Raw genomic sequence first — 13,364 nt, 5'->3', positions numbered from 1 at the left:
GGGGAGTCGTTTGCCGAGGAGTTCGGGAGGCGTGTGGCCCGGGGTGCAGTGATCACCATCGACGATTTCCGATGTCGCTAGCGTGTGCGATCGCGGGTTGTGGGGTCTGCTTCATAATCCAGCTGTGGACATATCCGATGAGGGACAGCCGCTCGCTCTCGTCTGGCTTGAGATCAACAACAACGTGTGTGGTGGCCTGGCAGGAGCCCCGAGTGCATCGTTGGTGACCGAGCAGTTCATCGGGGCCGGCTGGAGCTCCAGATCAGGCTCGTCGTGGGAGTCGTATGAGGTCGAGACCAGCTGGTGCCGCATCGAGGTCGACCCGACCGACGGGGACACACTCCTGAACGGAGTTGTCGATCCTCAACGGTTCGAGGATCTGGCTGTGCTGCTGACCCGGTTCGGTCTGCGATTCAGTCTTGAGCTCTGTGACGACGACGGAGAACTGCTGCGAGAGATCGAAACGGGAACCCCGTCAGCGCCTCATGACACAGCTCCGCGGTCTTTCAGTCGGCTGCTCGCTCCGCTTGGGCTTTGGCCGCGGCGAGGCGGTAGGAGTCGGTGCCGGTGAAGGTGTTGGTCCAGCCACCGAACGACTCGTTCGAGGCGATCGCGACGCTGCTCTTCTCCTCGCGTTCGGTCAGGACCTGGAAGAGCAGTTCGGCGCCGTGGCGGTCGAGTTCCGTGGAAGAGGTCATCTCATTTGGCTGAGTCGATAGGCCACAGGCCGTGGTGGGGATCGTCGAGCGGCTGGTGCCGGACGAGTTGTGGGACTTGTTCCAGCGGCTGGTGCCGGAAACTCCTTCGCGGCCTCAGGGCGGTGGCCGGCGTCGGCATGGTGACTGGGAGGTGCTGGCCGCGATCGTGTTCGTGGCCACGTCGGGCTGCACACGGCAGCAGCTGCCGTCCGCGTCGTTCGAACCATCGGGAGCGACGGCCCACCGGCGCTTCTCTGAGTGGACGAAGGCCAGGGTGTGGGCCAAGCTCCACCGCCTGGTCCGCGACGAGCTGGGGTCCCGAGGCGAGCTGGACGCGAACCTGCACGACGGCCAGGCCCCGATCCCGCTGGTGAAGGGCACACCGCCGATCCAGTCCCGCCGCGGGCCCCGGCGGCGCAAGCCGGGCAAGCCGAAAGGCGACAAGGGATACGACTACTCCCACCTGCGACGATGGCTGTGCGAGCGCGGCATCGCCCATCGCATCGCCCGCAGAGGCATCGAGTCCTCGCAGCGGCTGTGCCGTCATCGCTGGACCGTCGAACGCACCATGGCCGGGCTCGCCGGCTGCCGCCGACTCCACCGACGCTACGAACGCAAAGCCGACCGCTTCCTCGCCTTTGCCAGCATCGCCTGCACCCTCATCTGCTACCGCAGGCTCGCCTGCTGATGTGGGTGCGCAGAAGCTGAACCGCCAGGTCATGGGCATAGAAAATGGCCACGTCCAACGGTGTCCGACCGTCGGGATCTGTGAGTTCCGGGTCCGCACCGAAGGCCGGCAGCACGGCAGTGGTGTGCACAGTCAACGGCTGGCCACTCTGCAGGGCGCCATCCCCCTCGGTGTCGATCGCGTGCGTCAGCAGCGTCATGTTGCTGAAGACCTCATCGGGGTCGGAACCGCTGGCGAGCAGGCGGGCCAGGGCTTCCGCATCCTCGTGCTCGACCGCGTGATGGGCTGGCGTCCAGTAGCCACTCACCAGGGCATTCAACAAGGATCGAAACGTATCTACCAGCGACTATCAACGTTGCCGGTCACCAATTGAGATGACCTCTAAGAACGCCGTCGTGGAATACGGCGCCGCCCTGGGAATCGACGTCGACATCGTCCGCCGCGACCCCGCGACCCCGCGACCCCGCGACCAAGGGTTCGTCGTCCAGCCACGCCGCTGGGTCGTCGAGCGCACCCTGGGTCGGCTGATGAACCATCGCCGCCTGGCCCGCGACTACGAAGCTCTCCCGGCCCGATCCGAAGCCATGATCCACATCGCGATGATCAGCCTCATGACCCGCCGCCTCACCGGAGAAAACGCACCCGCCTGGCAAGGCACCTGAGCCACCAAGCCAGAGACGAAACACCCAGTAAGGTCACATGCATGTCGAGGACCACACCGCCGCGCCCGCTCGATGTCGAGGCGCTCTTCCCAGAACTGGTGGCCTGCCGAGGCACCACCACCCGGCTCCACCCACGCCCAGGCCGACCGGACGTGGCGGACAGTTCCGTGGGCGGTCCGCTGCTGTGGCCGACGAATGAACCCTGGCCGGTGTGCACCGAGCCGCACAGCCACGCGCGTGGCCTGCGCCCGGCGGACATCCACCTGCAGCGGCAGATCCTGGCTTCCGCATGGCTCCGCGAACCGAACCCGGGCCCCACAGACGAAGAACGGCAACTGCTGCAAGAACTAGGTCAAGAACACCGCATCAAAGAGACTGCTGCGAACGATCCACTGCCGCTGATCGGCCTGGCTCAGCTGTACCGCAGAGACATCCCCGACCTGTCGGCCGGACCAGACGACTGCGATCTGCTACAGGTGTTCTGGTGCCCCTTTGACGCGCACGGCCCGACCGGCTACGGCATGCTGCTCGATCTGCGCTGGCGCCGGTCGTGGGAGGTCGCCGAGGTGGTGACTGCGCAGCCGCAGCCACAGGTCGTCGGCTTCCACGGGTACGTGCCCGAGCCGTGCGTGCTGCACCCGGAGCAAGTGGCCACCTACCCGTTCGCCGGTCTCCTTCCGGAGGACCTGCGCGCCCGGATCGACGCTTGGGAAGAAGCGCTGGAGGAAGAGGCCGAGCAGTCGGCGGACGAAGACGCCGACGAGCCGGTGGGCTATCAGTACGACCTGTCCATCCCACCAGGCTGGCGTGCCGGCGGTTTCGCCTCCTGGCACCTCACCGACCCGCACCCCATGGACTGCCTGACCTGCTCGACACCGATGCACCTGCTACTGACCATCGACAGCTCGGAATGGGACGGAGGCAGCGGCAGCTGGAAGCCGCTGGAAGAACAGGACTTGCCGACACACCTGTACGCCTGCCCGACCGAGGTCACTGTTGGCCGCTGGGGCGAACTCAGCATCTTCGCCTGCCCCGAAGAACCCAGCCACCCACACCGCTGGAGCATCCAGTAAGCCGCTCGGTCATGACCAATGCGCATACTTGAGGAAGGCCATTCCCCTGGGCTGCGGCTTTCGAACGCCGCTGTGGCTGGCGGCCGAGTGCTGTCGTTTTCTCGGGTTCTGGCCTACTTTCCGTGAAACCACGCCGGCCGGGCTCGCGCGCGCCTCTGAGTAAGCCGCCGACCTGCCGGTTCACCAGGGTCGCCGACACCGGACACCGAGGATCGACTCAACCGTGGGGGACGGTCCCCCTTCTGAGGCCGTGCGGGCCAGGACTCAGGACTGCTCCCCGCTCGCGCGGGGAGGTTCCCAAGCTGGGGACCTGGCGCGCGTGGGCGTGCCCGTGCTCCCCGCGTTTGCGGGGACGGTCCCGACATGTGGTTCGCGTACGCCGTGCTCGCGTGCTGTGGATCCCTGCGTCATGACAGGTTGCGGATTTCCTGACTGGTACTCCAGCCGTAGATCGTGATCTTCAGGTCTGATTCGCGGCTTGTCGGCGGTAATGGCTGGCCTGGGCTCGGGCCTGATGGCGGCGTCGCCAGTCGAACCAGCCGAGGCGGTGGGCTGCACCGTGCACGGGCCGAACGACGAGCGTGGTGAATAGTCGCTGGATCTCGTTGCAGGTGAGCGGGATCAGCCCGTCCGGGGCGGAATGGCGTGCGTGTTCGTCAGCGCGGACGACGGCGAGAAAGGCGTGGGCGAGCATGACCAGGGTGACCCAGCGAGACCACGAGGTGAAACGGCGGACCTGGTGCTCGTCCAGTCCGGCCAGGCCCTTTCCGGACTGGAAGGTCCCTCCACCCGCCATCTCGACCCGGCAACCCAGCAACCCAGCAACCCGGCGACCCGGCGACCCGCACCAGCGTGGCCAAAGGCACCGCAGCCGGCGACCAGCAACGGCAGTAAGCCAGTTCACCGGTGGTGCGGTTGAGGCGGATCAGCAGTTGGTGGCTGCCGAGCCGGGGTTCGGCCAGGTCGATGACGGCCCAGTCGTAGAAGTGGTGTCCCTTGCCGCCGGCCCCTGCCGACAGCTTCAGCCAGGCCCACTTCGGCACCTTCACGGCCAGGGCATCCGCGCGTAACTTCCCCGCGCCCGTGGTGACTTCGGCCGAGCGAGCAACGGCGAGCACGTAGCCGGCCTGGTGCTCTTCCAGCGCGGCCCGCAGCTTGGGGTTGCCGCCGTAGACCTCATCGCCCGCGACCCAGCCCACATGGTGCCCGGCGTCAAGGAGCCGGCCGATCATGCGGGCGGCCGGCTCCGGCTTGGTCGCGAAGACGGTGTCCTCGCCCAGTCCCGCCGCCCGGCAGTGGTCCGGGTCGCACGTCCACGAGCGCGGGACGTACAGCTCGCGGTCGATCGTCGCGTGTCCGCGGTGGCCTGCATAGACGAGGTAGACAGCGGCCTGAGCGTTTTCTATTCTCCCGGCCGTGCCGGTGTACTGGCGCTGGACACCCACGGTGTCCGTGCCTTTCTTCACGTCCCCGGTCTCATCGACGACCAGCACCGCATCGTCGTCGTGCAGATGTTCCAGCACGTACTCGCGCACGTCATCGCGCATGGTGCCGGCATCCCACTTAGACGTCGTTTCTTATGGCGTGATCGTTCGTTGATTCGTGCATGACTGATCTCGCTGAGCGGCTGGTGCCGGACGAGTTGTGGGCGTTGTTCCGGCGGGTGGTTCCGCCGACTGAGGTGATACGCCCGCAGGGCGGTGGCCGACGCCGGGCCGGTGACCGCGAAGCCCTGGCGGCGATCATCTTCGTGGCGACGTCGGGCTGCACCTGGCGGCAACTGCCGCCGGTGTTCGGCCCGGCCTGGCCCACGGTCTACCGCCGGTTCGCTCAGTGGAGCCAGGACCGGGTCTGGGCGAGGCTCTACCGCGTGATCCTTGACGAACTCGGAGCGCGGGGCGAGCTGGACTGGTCGCGGTGCGCGATTGACTCCGTCAGCCTGCGGGCCGCAAAAGGGGGCCACTGACGGGACCGAATCCGACCGACCGCGGCAAGCTGGGATCGAAGATCCACCTAATCACTGACCGGAACGGACTGCCACTGTCCCTGGGCATCTCCGGCGCGAACATGCACGACAGTCTGGGCCTGGAGCCGCTTGTGCGCGGCATCCCACCGATCCGGTCCCGCCGTGGTCCCCGGCGTCGGCGGCCGACGAAGCTGCATGCGGACAAGGGCTATGACTACGACCACCTGCGCCGATGGCTCCGCGAACGCGGTATCCGCCACCGCATCGCCCGCAGGGGCGTCGAGTCCTCGCAGCGGCTGGGCCGGCATCGGTGGGTGGTCGAGAGAACCGTGTCCTGGCTGGCCGGCTGTCGGAGGCTCCACCGCCGCTATGAACGCAAAGCTGAACACTTCCTCGCGTTCGTCGGCATAGCCGCAGTCCTCATCGGCTACCGCCGGTTGATCCGGTGAGCCGGTCGGTCGGGAGCAACAGTCTGCCGGCACCGGTGATGTCAGTGGCAGCTCGTAGGGTGCGCTGGTATTCGACGAGGAGGTTCGATGGGCTTTTCCGGTCATCTGGTCTTTGCGCGCAGCAAGCGCCCACTGCTGGAAGCACCCATGTTCAACAGCACCGGTCCAGGGCTGAGGGACGACGTGCACGAGTGGCAGCCGCGACTGGGCGGCTGGCAGACCCTGCAGTTGGAACAAGGCCTCTGGGAGGACGAGTACCTGTCCACCTTGGTCGAATGGACCGGAGCGCCGGCCTGCGTCGCCGACGTCTCTGACAGCAGCATCGCCCTCGTGACCGGCCTGGACGCCGACGGGCACCGCTGGCAGGCATGGCTCAACCTGGACAACGCCGCCGCTCTCCTCGTCGAGGAACCGGAGGACGTAGACGACGTGAGCCTGTGGATGGCCACCCCGGAGTTCGAAGAAGCCATCGGACACAAGCGTGCAGAGCTCGATGCGGATGTGCCGGTCGACGCCGAAGGCGCTCTCGTGTGGGCTTCAGCGGCTGGTGTCCAGGCCGCGGCGCAGCGGTCTCGGATCGAGGAACTGCTACGCGCACAGGAGACCTTCGTGGAGGAGCTGTTCGACGCGCTGCTGGACGAGCTGGGCTTCCCTGAAGCCGTCCACCCCGCACCGCAGCCATAAGAAACGACGTCTTAGCCCGGCCGAGCAGGTGCTGCATTCCATGCGGACTGGCCTGCCCGGCCCACTCGGCGATGCTCCAGCAGTTCTTGCGCGGCAGGTCCGACAGCAGCCCCAGCACCAAGTCCCGCACCCGACGCCGGGGTTCAACCCGCGCGAACCGACCCGCTATCCGGGACATCGGGACCTCGAACGCCTCCTGCCAGTGGGCAGGGCCTACGCTGTGACTCGCGGCCACCGCATGATCTCCAGTCTTCACACACCGATGATCAACAGTGGCCGCGCCCGTCTTCACCGCCTCTCGGTCACGATGTGCGAAGACGGGGCCGCATCCCTTCCGTGTCCCGCACGGGGCACGCAGCGTTCGCCCGCCGTCTCGTGCCAGGAGGACACATGCAACGCGGTGAAGTCTGGTGGGTCGATTTCGATGAGCGACGCCCGGTCGTGCTGCTCTCGGACGAGGAGTCATCCGGGTTTCAGGCGATGCAGGTCGTTGCGCCAGCGGGCGTCGACATCAGCGGCCTGGGCGTTGAAGTGGCCGTAGGAGCCCCGGAAGGACTGCCCTTCGAAGGCGTGCTGCGGTTCGCGTTCCCGCGTCCGGGCTTCACTCCGTGCACATGGCTGACCGCTGTGGTCCGGGACGACCTGATCGAGCGGGCGGGCGTGTTGTCCTCCGTGAAGCTCGGCGAGGTTGGAGAAGCCCTCCGTGCCGCTGGAGAGAGGAGGGAGTGGACCCCGATGACGGTTGCCAGGATCAGCGAGATCAAAGATGCCCGCCGTCTCGAAGGACTGGAGTAATGGACGCCTGTGCTGCTCAGCTCGATCTCGTCGACGACTGACCGCTGCCCCTTCTCCACCGCACTTCAGCAACAAGAACGCATGGGCTGAGGAGCCGACGGAGGAGTGCCGGAGGGCCCTGGATTGGATGAAGCGGAACTCCTTGCCTGTCAGCGATCTCGCGGAAGCTGATGTGCGGCGACGGGCGCTGGACGCCCTGTGCCGCAAGCTGGACGGAAAGGCCGCTGCGGCCAAGACGGCACGGCGCAAGAGGGCTGCCTTCAATGAAGTCCTCAACACGGCAGTGGAGAAGGGATACTTCACGGAGAACCCCCTCAACGGCCTCCGGCGGAACGCTCCGGCGGTAAACGAGGAGGTCGACCCGGCTGCCGTTCCCAATCCGGCACAGGTTGCGCGGCTCCTCGTGGCAGTTGCTCAGCAGTGCGGGCGGGGCCCTCATCGGGAGGGGTTCTTCGGTTGCATGTACTACGCGGCGATGCGGCCAGCGGAGGTCATTCACCTCCGGCTCGAGCAGTGCCATCTGCCCGAGACGGGGTGGGGCACGCTCAACCTGTCGGGTGGTGTCGTCACCGCAGGCAAGGAGTGGACAGATGATGACGCGGTGCATGAGGTGCACTCGCTCAAGCGTCGCGCAGCTACCGCGACTCGGCCTGTGCCCATCCCGCCGCAGTTCGTGCGTATCCTCCGCGCACACATCGAACGCCTCGGTGTGGCACCGGACGGTGGGCTGTTCCGGAACCAGGCCGGCACCTACGTGGACCCGGCGGCCTATGGCATGACATGGGCGCGGGCGCGGACGTACGTTCTGACCCGCATGGAGCTCGCTTCCGGGCTGGCAAGCGGCCCTACGATCTGAGGCACGCTGGCATCTCGTTCTGGCTGTACTCCGGTGTGGACCCGGCCGAATGTGCCCGCCGCGCCGGCCAGAGCATCGAGGTTCTCTTCCGCCACTACGCCAACTTCCTGGACGGCGTCAGGAGTGGGATACCGGTGGGATGAACTGGAGTTTCGACGTAAAAGCGACCCTTCCCTGCACTTGGCGAGCGAGAGGCGCCTGACGGGTAAAAGCCCAGGTCAGGCGCCTCTCTTTGCCCCCCTAGAAGAAGCCGAGCTTCTTCGGCGAGTACGACACCAGGAGGTTCTTCGTCTGCTGGTAGTGCTCCAGCATCATCTTGTGGGTCTCCCGGTCGATGCCCGACGGCTTGCAGCCGCCGAAAGCACTGTGGGCGGAGTTCGGTCGAACTCCGTATAGGTGGATGGTGGATGACCAGGCATGATGACGGATCAGGAGCGGCTTGATCACTCTCTCGGGGGTGGGTCGTGCGGTTCAGCCAGGCCGTGGCACCACTGCGAGATGATGTTGTCGCCGAGCGCGAGATCCGTCAGGGCGGCGCGCGGCTTGGCGGCATGCTGAAGGATGCGGGCGCGGTCCACGGATCAGATGGCGCTGATCGAGGCGCCTTCGGGGGCGATCCGGTTCCGGGCCTGCCTGGCCTTGTGCAGGGCGTCCATGTCCATGGCCCGGCCCATCACATGTGCGGCCAGGCTGTGCAGCGTGCCGCCCAGCAGCTTGTCGACGGGGACTGCAGCGACGGCCTCTTCGAAGGTCGTGGCCGGGTCGGCTTGATGGGCGGCGATCAGGTTGTCGACGCGGAGGAGGTACTGGCACTGGTCCTCTGCATCCTCGACGGCGGCGTACTCGTGTACCAGCTCGTGCTTGTCGGCGATGGACTTCAGGGTGGAGATACGACTCCTCCACTGCTCCATGCAGCCTTGGGGGTACGGGTACTTCTTTCCGCGGACCTGTTCGAGGGCAGGGTCGGCGGCAAGGTTCGCCTGCAGGCGAACGCGGTGACCGAGAGACCGAGTTGCTCGGCGACGTATCCACCACGACGTCTGGCGCGTCTTCCAGGTCGCCCAGGAAGGTGCCCAGGTCGCGCACTGCCCCGGGCGGGCTCGCGTGGCCGAGGCGATTGCGGGAGTCGTTGGCGGCCGTCGCCCGGTGCCGTGCGGTCTGGTCGAGGAGGGAGGAGTCGGCGAGCCGGTCCTCGTCGGGTATCTCGGTGAAGCGGCCGTAGCGTTTGCGCCGGTCCTCGGTCAGGAAGCGGGTGGGCACCGCGGGGCTCCTTGAGCATCGAGGCGCTCGCGCGCGATCCCCGTGCCTGGCGCGGGCCCCTCCGGGGCCCGGAACGAGCCGGCAGCCCGGGTGCGCGCGGGGGGCGTACCCGGGCTTGTGGGGGGAGGGGGTCTCAGGCGGCGAGGGTGGTGTGGAGGGCGTCGAGGCCGTCGCGGTAGATGGTGGTGAACAGGGCTACGGCTTCGTCCTCGGTGGCGCCGTCGGGGTTGAAGCGGCCGGACCACTGGACCTCGGCGGCGTTCTCCTGGCCGGGGACGGCGTGGACGCGGATCGTGGAGACGTAGCCGTTGACGGGGAACGGGGCTTCCAGGATGGCGTAGCTGTAGTGGCGCTCGGCCTCGTTGAAGGCGACGAGGCGCTCGATGATGATCCCGCCCTCGGGGTTGCGGAGGCGGCGGACGCGGCCGCCTGCGAGGGCGGTGCTCTCGGGGATGTACGGGAGCCAGTCGGGGAGGGAGTCGAAGCCGCCGATGAGGTTCCACACCTTGTCGGGGGAGGCGGGGACGATGCGGCTGACGGAGGTGGAGGCCATGATCGATTTTCCTGACGGGTCGGGGGTGGTTCAGGCGCCGTAGGGCAGCGGGGCGGCCGGGCTGACGAGATCGGCGGCGCGCAGCTCCTGCCAGAACGCGGCGGGGACGGTCTCGTTGAGCGCCGCCTGGTCCTCGGCGATGCGGCTGGGCTTGGTGGCGCCGGCGACGACCGCGGCGGTGACCGGGTGGGCGAGGGAGAACTGCAGGGCGGCGGCCTTGATGCTCACGCCGTGCTTCGAGGCCAGGTCCTTGAGCCGGGTGACGCGCTCGACGATGTGCGCAGGGGCTTCCTGGTACTCGAAGTGGGTGCCGCCGGCGAGGATGCCGGAGCTGTAGGGGCCGCCGACGACCATGCCGACCCCCTGCTCCTGCGCCATCGGCAGCAGGCGCTGGAGGGCGTGCTCGTGGTCGAGGAGGGTGTAGCGGCCGGCGAGGAGGAAGCCGTCCGGACGGGGCTCGTCGAGGGACAGGGTGAGCTCGATCGGCTCGGTCTTGTTGACGCCCAGGCCCCAGGCACCGATGACGCCCTCGTCGCGCAGGCGGGACAGGACGCGGAAGGCGCCGGTGCGGGCCTCCTCGAACTTGGCCAGCCACTGGTCGCCGTGGAAGTCCTGGGCGATGTCGTGGACCCAGACGATGTCCAGGCGGTCGGTGCGCAGGCGCTTGAGGCTGTCCTCGATGGAGCGCTCGGTGGCCTCGGCGGTCCACTCGTGGACCATCTTGTTGGGGTTGCCGTGCTCGAACAGGCCGCCCTTCTCGCCGAGTTCGCGGGCGCCCTCCTCCAGGTCGTCGAGGATGACGCGGCCGACCTTGGTGGAGAGTACGTACTCGTCGCGGGGCTTGGCGGAGAGGACCTCGCCGAGGCGCTCCTCGGCGAGGCCGGCGCCGTAGAAGGGGGCGGTGTCGTAGTAGCGGACGCCCTGCTGCCAGGCGGCCTCGACGGTGGCGAGCGCCTCGGTCTCGGGGATCGCGCGGAACATGTTGCCGAGCGGGGCGGTGCCGTAGCCGAGCTTGCCGGGGAGGAGTTCCTTGAGGGACATGGTGGTGCCTTTTCGAAACGGAGGGTGGGGGGGGTGCAAGGGCCATTCGATAGATGCGAGCGCGCTTTGCATGCCTTAACAATAATTGCAGACGCTTGCTAATGCAAGGGTCCTACACGTCGGATGTGGCGAAACGCGGCAGGACGTACTCCGCGAGCTCCTGCAGCAGCTCCTCCACCGGCCGGTCGTTGGGCCGCAGGTTGAAGGAGACGTGCGAGACCCCGAACAGCGCCATGGTCTCCAGGTGCTCGATCAGGGCGTTGCGGCCGGTGCTGAGGCCGAGCCGGATCGGACGGGCCGGGGCGTGCGGGTCCTCCTGGAGGGTGAGCACCATCGGGGTCACGTACGGCTTCTCCCCGGCGAGTTCGCGCCACTGGCGGGTCCGCAGGCGCAGCGCGCCCAGGTCGCGGGGGTAGTTGAGCGAGGCGTCGGCGTGCTCGGCGATCCACTCGGGCGTCTGCTGGGCGCCGCCGGCGACGGCGATCGGGATGCCCGCCGCCTGCGCCGGCTTCGGCAGGACCTCCAACTGGAAGTCCGAGCCGAGCCCGGCCCCGGGCAGTTCCAGCGGGCCCGGGCGCCAGGCGGCGCGCAGGGTCCGCAGTCCCTCGCGGAAGGCCGCGCCGCGGGCCTCGAAGTCCCGTCCGAAGAGCGGGTATTCCACGGGACGGTCGCCGCTGGCGAGGCCGAGCAGCATCCGGCCGCCGGAGAGCGCGTCGACGGTGGCGGCGGCCTTGGCGACGAGCAGCGGTTCACGCAGTGGCAGGACGACGGCGCCGGTGCCGAGGACGGCGTGCTCGGTGACGGCGGCGAGGTGGCCGAGGTGGGTGAAGGTCTCGAAGACCGTCCCGGCGTCCCCGAAGCGGACGGGGTCGAAGAGCGGGACGTCGCGCACCCAGAGGCCGGCGAAGCCGAGCCGGTCGGCGAGCCGGGCGAGACGCGCGTGGTCGGCGAGGTCCGGGACGCCGTGGGGGCGCCCGGCCGCACGGTCGGCGGCCTGCCGGGAGGGGCCCCAGTCGTTGTCGAGGGGGAGTTCCAGGCCGAGGGTGAGCCGGCCCTCGCCGGGGGCGAGGCGGGCGAGGGCGGGGTGACGGGGTGCCATGGGTGAATCGGTCCTCAGAGCGGGGCGAACGGGCGAAGCCCGCTGCGGATCGGCCGGGAAGGGCCGGCCCGCAGCGGGCTTCCGGGGGCGCGGGGCGGATCAGGCGGCGTTGAACTCGTCCGGGTGCGGGCCGGTGCGCAGGCCGCGGTCGGTGGCGGCGATGGCGGCCATGTCCTCGTCGGTCAGCCGGAAGTCGAAGACGTCCAGGTTCTGGCGGATGCGCGCCGGGGTGACGGACTTCGGGATGACGATGTTGCCGAGCTGGAGGTGCCAGCGCAGGACCACCTGGGCGGCGGACTTGCCGGTGCGGGCGGCGATCGCGGTGATCGCCGGGTCGTCCAGGACGGCGCCCTGGGCGAGCGGGCTCCACGCCTCGGTGGCGATGCCGTGCTCGGCGTGGAAGGCGCGCAGCTCGGACTGCTGGAGGCCGGGGTGCAGCTCGACCTGGTTCACGGCCGGCATCAGCCGACCGTTGTCCAGCAGGCGCCGGAGGTGGGCGGGCTGGAAGTTGGAGACGCCGGCGGCGCGGATGCGGCCCTCGGAGGCGAGGCGCTCGACGGCGCGCCAGGAGTCCAGGTAGAGGTCGCGGGCCGGGGTGGGCCAGTGGATCAGGTAGAGGTCGATCTGCTCCAGGCCGAGCTTGGCGAGGCTGGCGTCGAAGGCGCGCAGCGTGGCGTCGTAGCCCTGGTCGGCGTTCCACAGCTTGGTGGTGACGAACAGCTCCTCGCGCGGCAGGCCGGAGGCGGCCAGGGCGCGGCCGACGCCGGTCTCGTTTCCGTAGATCGCGGCGGTGTCGATGCTGCGGTAGCCGGCCTCCAGGGCGGCGCTGACGGCGGCGGTGGTCTCGTCGTCGGGGACCTGGAAGACGCCGAAGCCGAGCTGGGGGATCTCGACGCCGTTGTTGAGCTTCACGGTGGGGATGGTGGGGTTGCTCATGGTGCGCACTTTCAGAGAGGGCGGTCGGTGAGGGTGTAGCGGACGGTCTGGGCGCTGATGAGTCCGTCGCGGAAGACGAAGGTGTCGGTGCCGTCGGTGCCGTCGGTGACCTGGTGAGTGGCGGTGGCGGCGGTCCACTGCAGGAACAGGACGCCACCCGCGAACTGCGGAGTGAGCTGCCAGTCGGCGTCGGGCAGGTCGGTCAGGAGCCGGCCGATGCCCTCCTTCACGCCCTCGCGTCCGTTCAGGACGCCGTCAGGGGTGACGAAGACCGCGTCCTCCGTGTAGTTCCGGCTGATCAGGTCGAGGTCGCCGGTGCCGAGGCGGTTGCCGTGGTCGGCGAAGACTTCCTGGGGCGTACGGGCGCTGGTGTCGGTCATCGGGAGAGCTCTTCGAGTGCGGTGGTGGCGAAGGAGTGGTCCTGTTCGGGGGTGCCGCCGCCGATGCCGATGGCGCCGATGAGGCGGCCGTCGCGGTGGACGGGGATGCCGCCGGCGATGAAGAGGAGTGGCTTGTCGAGGGCGGTGGGCAGGGTGTGGAACGGTCCGTCGGGCTTGACGAGGTCGGCGAGGTCGGCGGTCGGGGTGTTCAGCTGGAGGGCGGT

At 68.5% G+C, this 13,364-nt stretch carries 15 protein-coding genes and 5 pseudogenes; 7 read left to right on the top strand and 13 right to left on the bottom strand.

All coding sequences use genetic code 11. From position 1 onward, the window contains the following. Positions 1-506: 506 nt before the first annotated feature. A pseudogene (locus ACFYUS_RS37410) lies at positions 507-683 on the bottom strand (ATP-binding protein); the annotation flags it as partial. 46 nt (positions 684-729) lie between these two features. Between ACFYUS_RS37410 and ACFYUS_RS37405 the strand changes: the two are divergent. Continuing rightward, on the top strand, positions 730-1,386 hold the full coding sequence (locus tag ACFYUS_RS37405; RefSeq protein ID WP_388862490.1) for a transposase: 657 nt from the start codon (positions 730-732) through the stop codon (positions 1,384-1,386). On the opposite strand, the gene ACFYUS_RS37400 is transcribed toward ACFYUS_RS37405, so the two are convergent. Continuing rightward, positions 1,358-1,693 (bottom strand): ankyrin repeat domain-containing protein, encoded by a 336-nt coding sequence (locus ACFYUS_RS37400; RefSeq protein ID WP_388862577.1) that lies wholly within the window; start codon positions 1,691-1,693, stop codon positions 1,358-1,360. The genes ACFYUS_RS37405 and ACFYUS_RS37400 overlap by 29 nt on opposite strands. Before the next feature lie 85 nt (positions 1,694-1,778). On the opposite strand from ACFYUS_RS37400, the pseudogene ACFYUS_RS37395 reads away from it, so the two are divergent. Continuing rightward, a pseudogene (locus tag ACFYUS_RS37395) lies at positions 1,779-2,048 on the top strand (transposase); the annotation flags it as partial. Between the two features lie 41 nt (positions 2,049-2,089). Next, positions 2,090-3,121 (top strand): hypothetical protein, encoded by a 1,032-nt coding sequence (locus tag ACFYUS_RS37390; RefSeq protein WP_388862488.1) that lies wholly within the window; start codon positions 2,090-2,092, stop codon positions 3,119-3,121. Positions 3,122-3,581: 460 nt separating this feature from the next. Here the strand turns inward: ACFYUS_RS37390 and ACFYUS_RS37385 are convergent. Next, a pseudogene (locus ACFYUS_RS37385) lies at positions 3,582-4,689 on the bottom strand (IS701 family transposase); the annotation flags it as partial. Between the two features lie 38 nt (positions 4,690-4,727). On the opposite strand from ACFYUS_RS37385, the gene ACFYUS_RS37380 reads away from it, so the two are divergent. After that, positions 4,728-5,536 (top strand): IS5 family transposase gene (locus ACFYUS_RS37380; RefSeq protein WP_388862486.1). Its coding sequence is split into 2 segments (ribosomal slippage): positions 4,728-5,061 and positions 5,061-5,536, totalling 810 coding nucleotides; the frame shifts between segments, so codons are not numbered across the junction. A gap of 87 nt (positions 5,537-5,623) precedes the next feature. After that, positions 5,624-6,220 carry a hypothetical protein gene (locus ACFYUS_RS37375; RefSeq protein WP_388862484.1) on the top strand — a complete coding sequence of 199 codons (597 nt, stop codon included), beginning with the start codon at positions 5,624-5,626 and terminating at the stop codon, positions 6,218-6,220. A gap of 10 nt (positions 6,221-6,230) precedes the next feature. Here the strand turns inward: ACFYUS_RS37375 and ACFYUS_RS37370 are convergent. Next, a pseudogene (locus ACFYUS_RS37370) lies at positions 6,231-6,455 on the bottom strand (IS701 family transposase); the annotation flags it as partial. Positions 6,456-6,610: 155 nt separating this feature from the next. On the opposite strand from ACFYUS_RS37370, the gene ACFYUS_RS37365 reads away from it, so the two are divergent. Then, positions 6,611-7,015, top strand: a complete 405-nt coding sequence (locus tag ACFYUS_RS37365) for a type II toxin-antitoxin system PemK/MazF family toxin (RefSeq protein ID WP_388862482.1) — start codon at positions 6,611-6,613, stop codon at positions 7,013-7,015. Positions 7,016-7,142: 127 nt separating this feature from the next. After that, positions 7,143-7,871 carry a hypothetical protein gene (locus ACFYUS_RS37360; protein WP_388862480.1) on the top strand — a complete coding sequence of 243 codons (729 nt, stop codon included), beginning with the start codon at positions 7,143-7,145 and terminating at the stop codon, positions 7,869-7,871. A gap of 240 nt (positions 7,872-8,111) precedes the next feature. On the opposite strand, the gene ACFYUS_RS37355 is transcribed toward ACFYUS_RS37360, so the two are convergent. The 9 genes and pseudogenes from ACFYUS_RS37355 to ACFYUS_RS37315 form a co-directional block, all read right to left on the bottom strand. Next, the gene (locus ACFYUS_RS37355; RefSeq protein ID WP_388862587.1) at positions 8,112-8,318 is read right to left on the bottom strand and encodes a hypothetical protein; all 207 of its coding nucleotides are present in this window, start codon (positions 8,316-8,318) and stop codon (positions 8,112-8,114) included. A gap of 134 nt (positions 8,319-8,452) precedes the next feature. Then, a complete protein-coding gene (locus ACFYUS_RS37350; protein ID WP_388862585.1) occupies positions 8,453-8,782 on the bottom strand; it encodes a hypothetical protein in 330 nt (109 codons plus the stop codon). A 127-nt stretch (positions 8,783-8,909) separates the two neighbouring features. Then, positions 8,910-9,131: pseudogene (locus ACFYUS_RS37345) on the bottom strand (DUF4158 domain-containing protein); the annotation flags it as partial. 133 nt (positions 9,132-9,264) lie between these two features. Further along, the gene (locus ACFYUS_RS37340; RefSeq protein ID WP_388862478.1) at positions 9,265-9,684 is read right to left on the bottom strand and encodes an SRPBCC family protein; all 420 of its coding nucleotides are present in this window, start codon (positions 9,682-9,684) and stop codon (positions 9,265-9,267) included. 30 nt (positions 9,685-9,714) lie between these two features. After that, on the bottom strand, positions 9,715-10,725 hold the full coding sequence (locus ACFYUS_RS37335) for an aldo/keto reductase (RefSeq protein ID WP_388862476.1): 1,011 nt from the start codon (positions 10,723-10,725) through the stop codon (positions 9,715-9,717). Positions 10,726-10,837: 112 nt separating this feature from the next. Next, positions 10,838-11,824 (bottom strand): TIGR03571 family LLM class oxidoreductase, encoded by a 987-nt coding sequence (locus tag ACFYUS_RS37330; RefSeq protein ID WP_388862474.1) that lies wholly within the window; start codon positions 11,822-11,824, stop codon positions 10,838-10,840. 99 nt (positions 11,825-11,923) lie between these two features. After that, a complete protein-coding gene (locus tag ACFYUS_RS37325) occupies positions 11,924-12,760 on the bottom strand; it encodes an aldo/keto reductase (RefSeq protein ID WP_388862472.1) in 837 nt (278 codons plus the stop codon). Positions 12,761-12,771: 11 nt separating this feature from the next. Then, entirely contained in the window at positions 12,772-13,140 is a 369-nt protein-coding gene (locus tag ACFYUS_RS37320) for a nuclear transport factor 2 family protein (protein ID WP_388862470.1), read from the bottom strand. Beyond that, the coding region (locus tag ACFYUS_RS37315) for a heme-binding protein (RefSeq protein WP_388862468.1) at positions 13,137-13,364 on the bottom strand (228 nt) is incomplete at its 5' end. The genes ACFYUS_RS37320 and ACFYUS_RS37315, both read right to left, overlap by 4 nt.

Origin of the sequence: Streptomyces sp. NPDC004284, assembly GCF_042874035.1 — a bacterium.
Taxonomy (GTDB): domain Bacteria; phylum Actinomycetota; class Actinomycetes; order Streptomycetales; family Streptomycetaceae; genus Streptomyces.
Note: the sequence above shows the minus strand (reverse complement) of the source record. Positions and strands in the feature narration are given on the sequence as shown.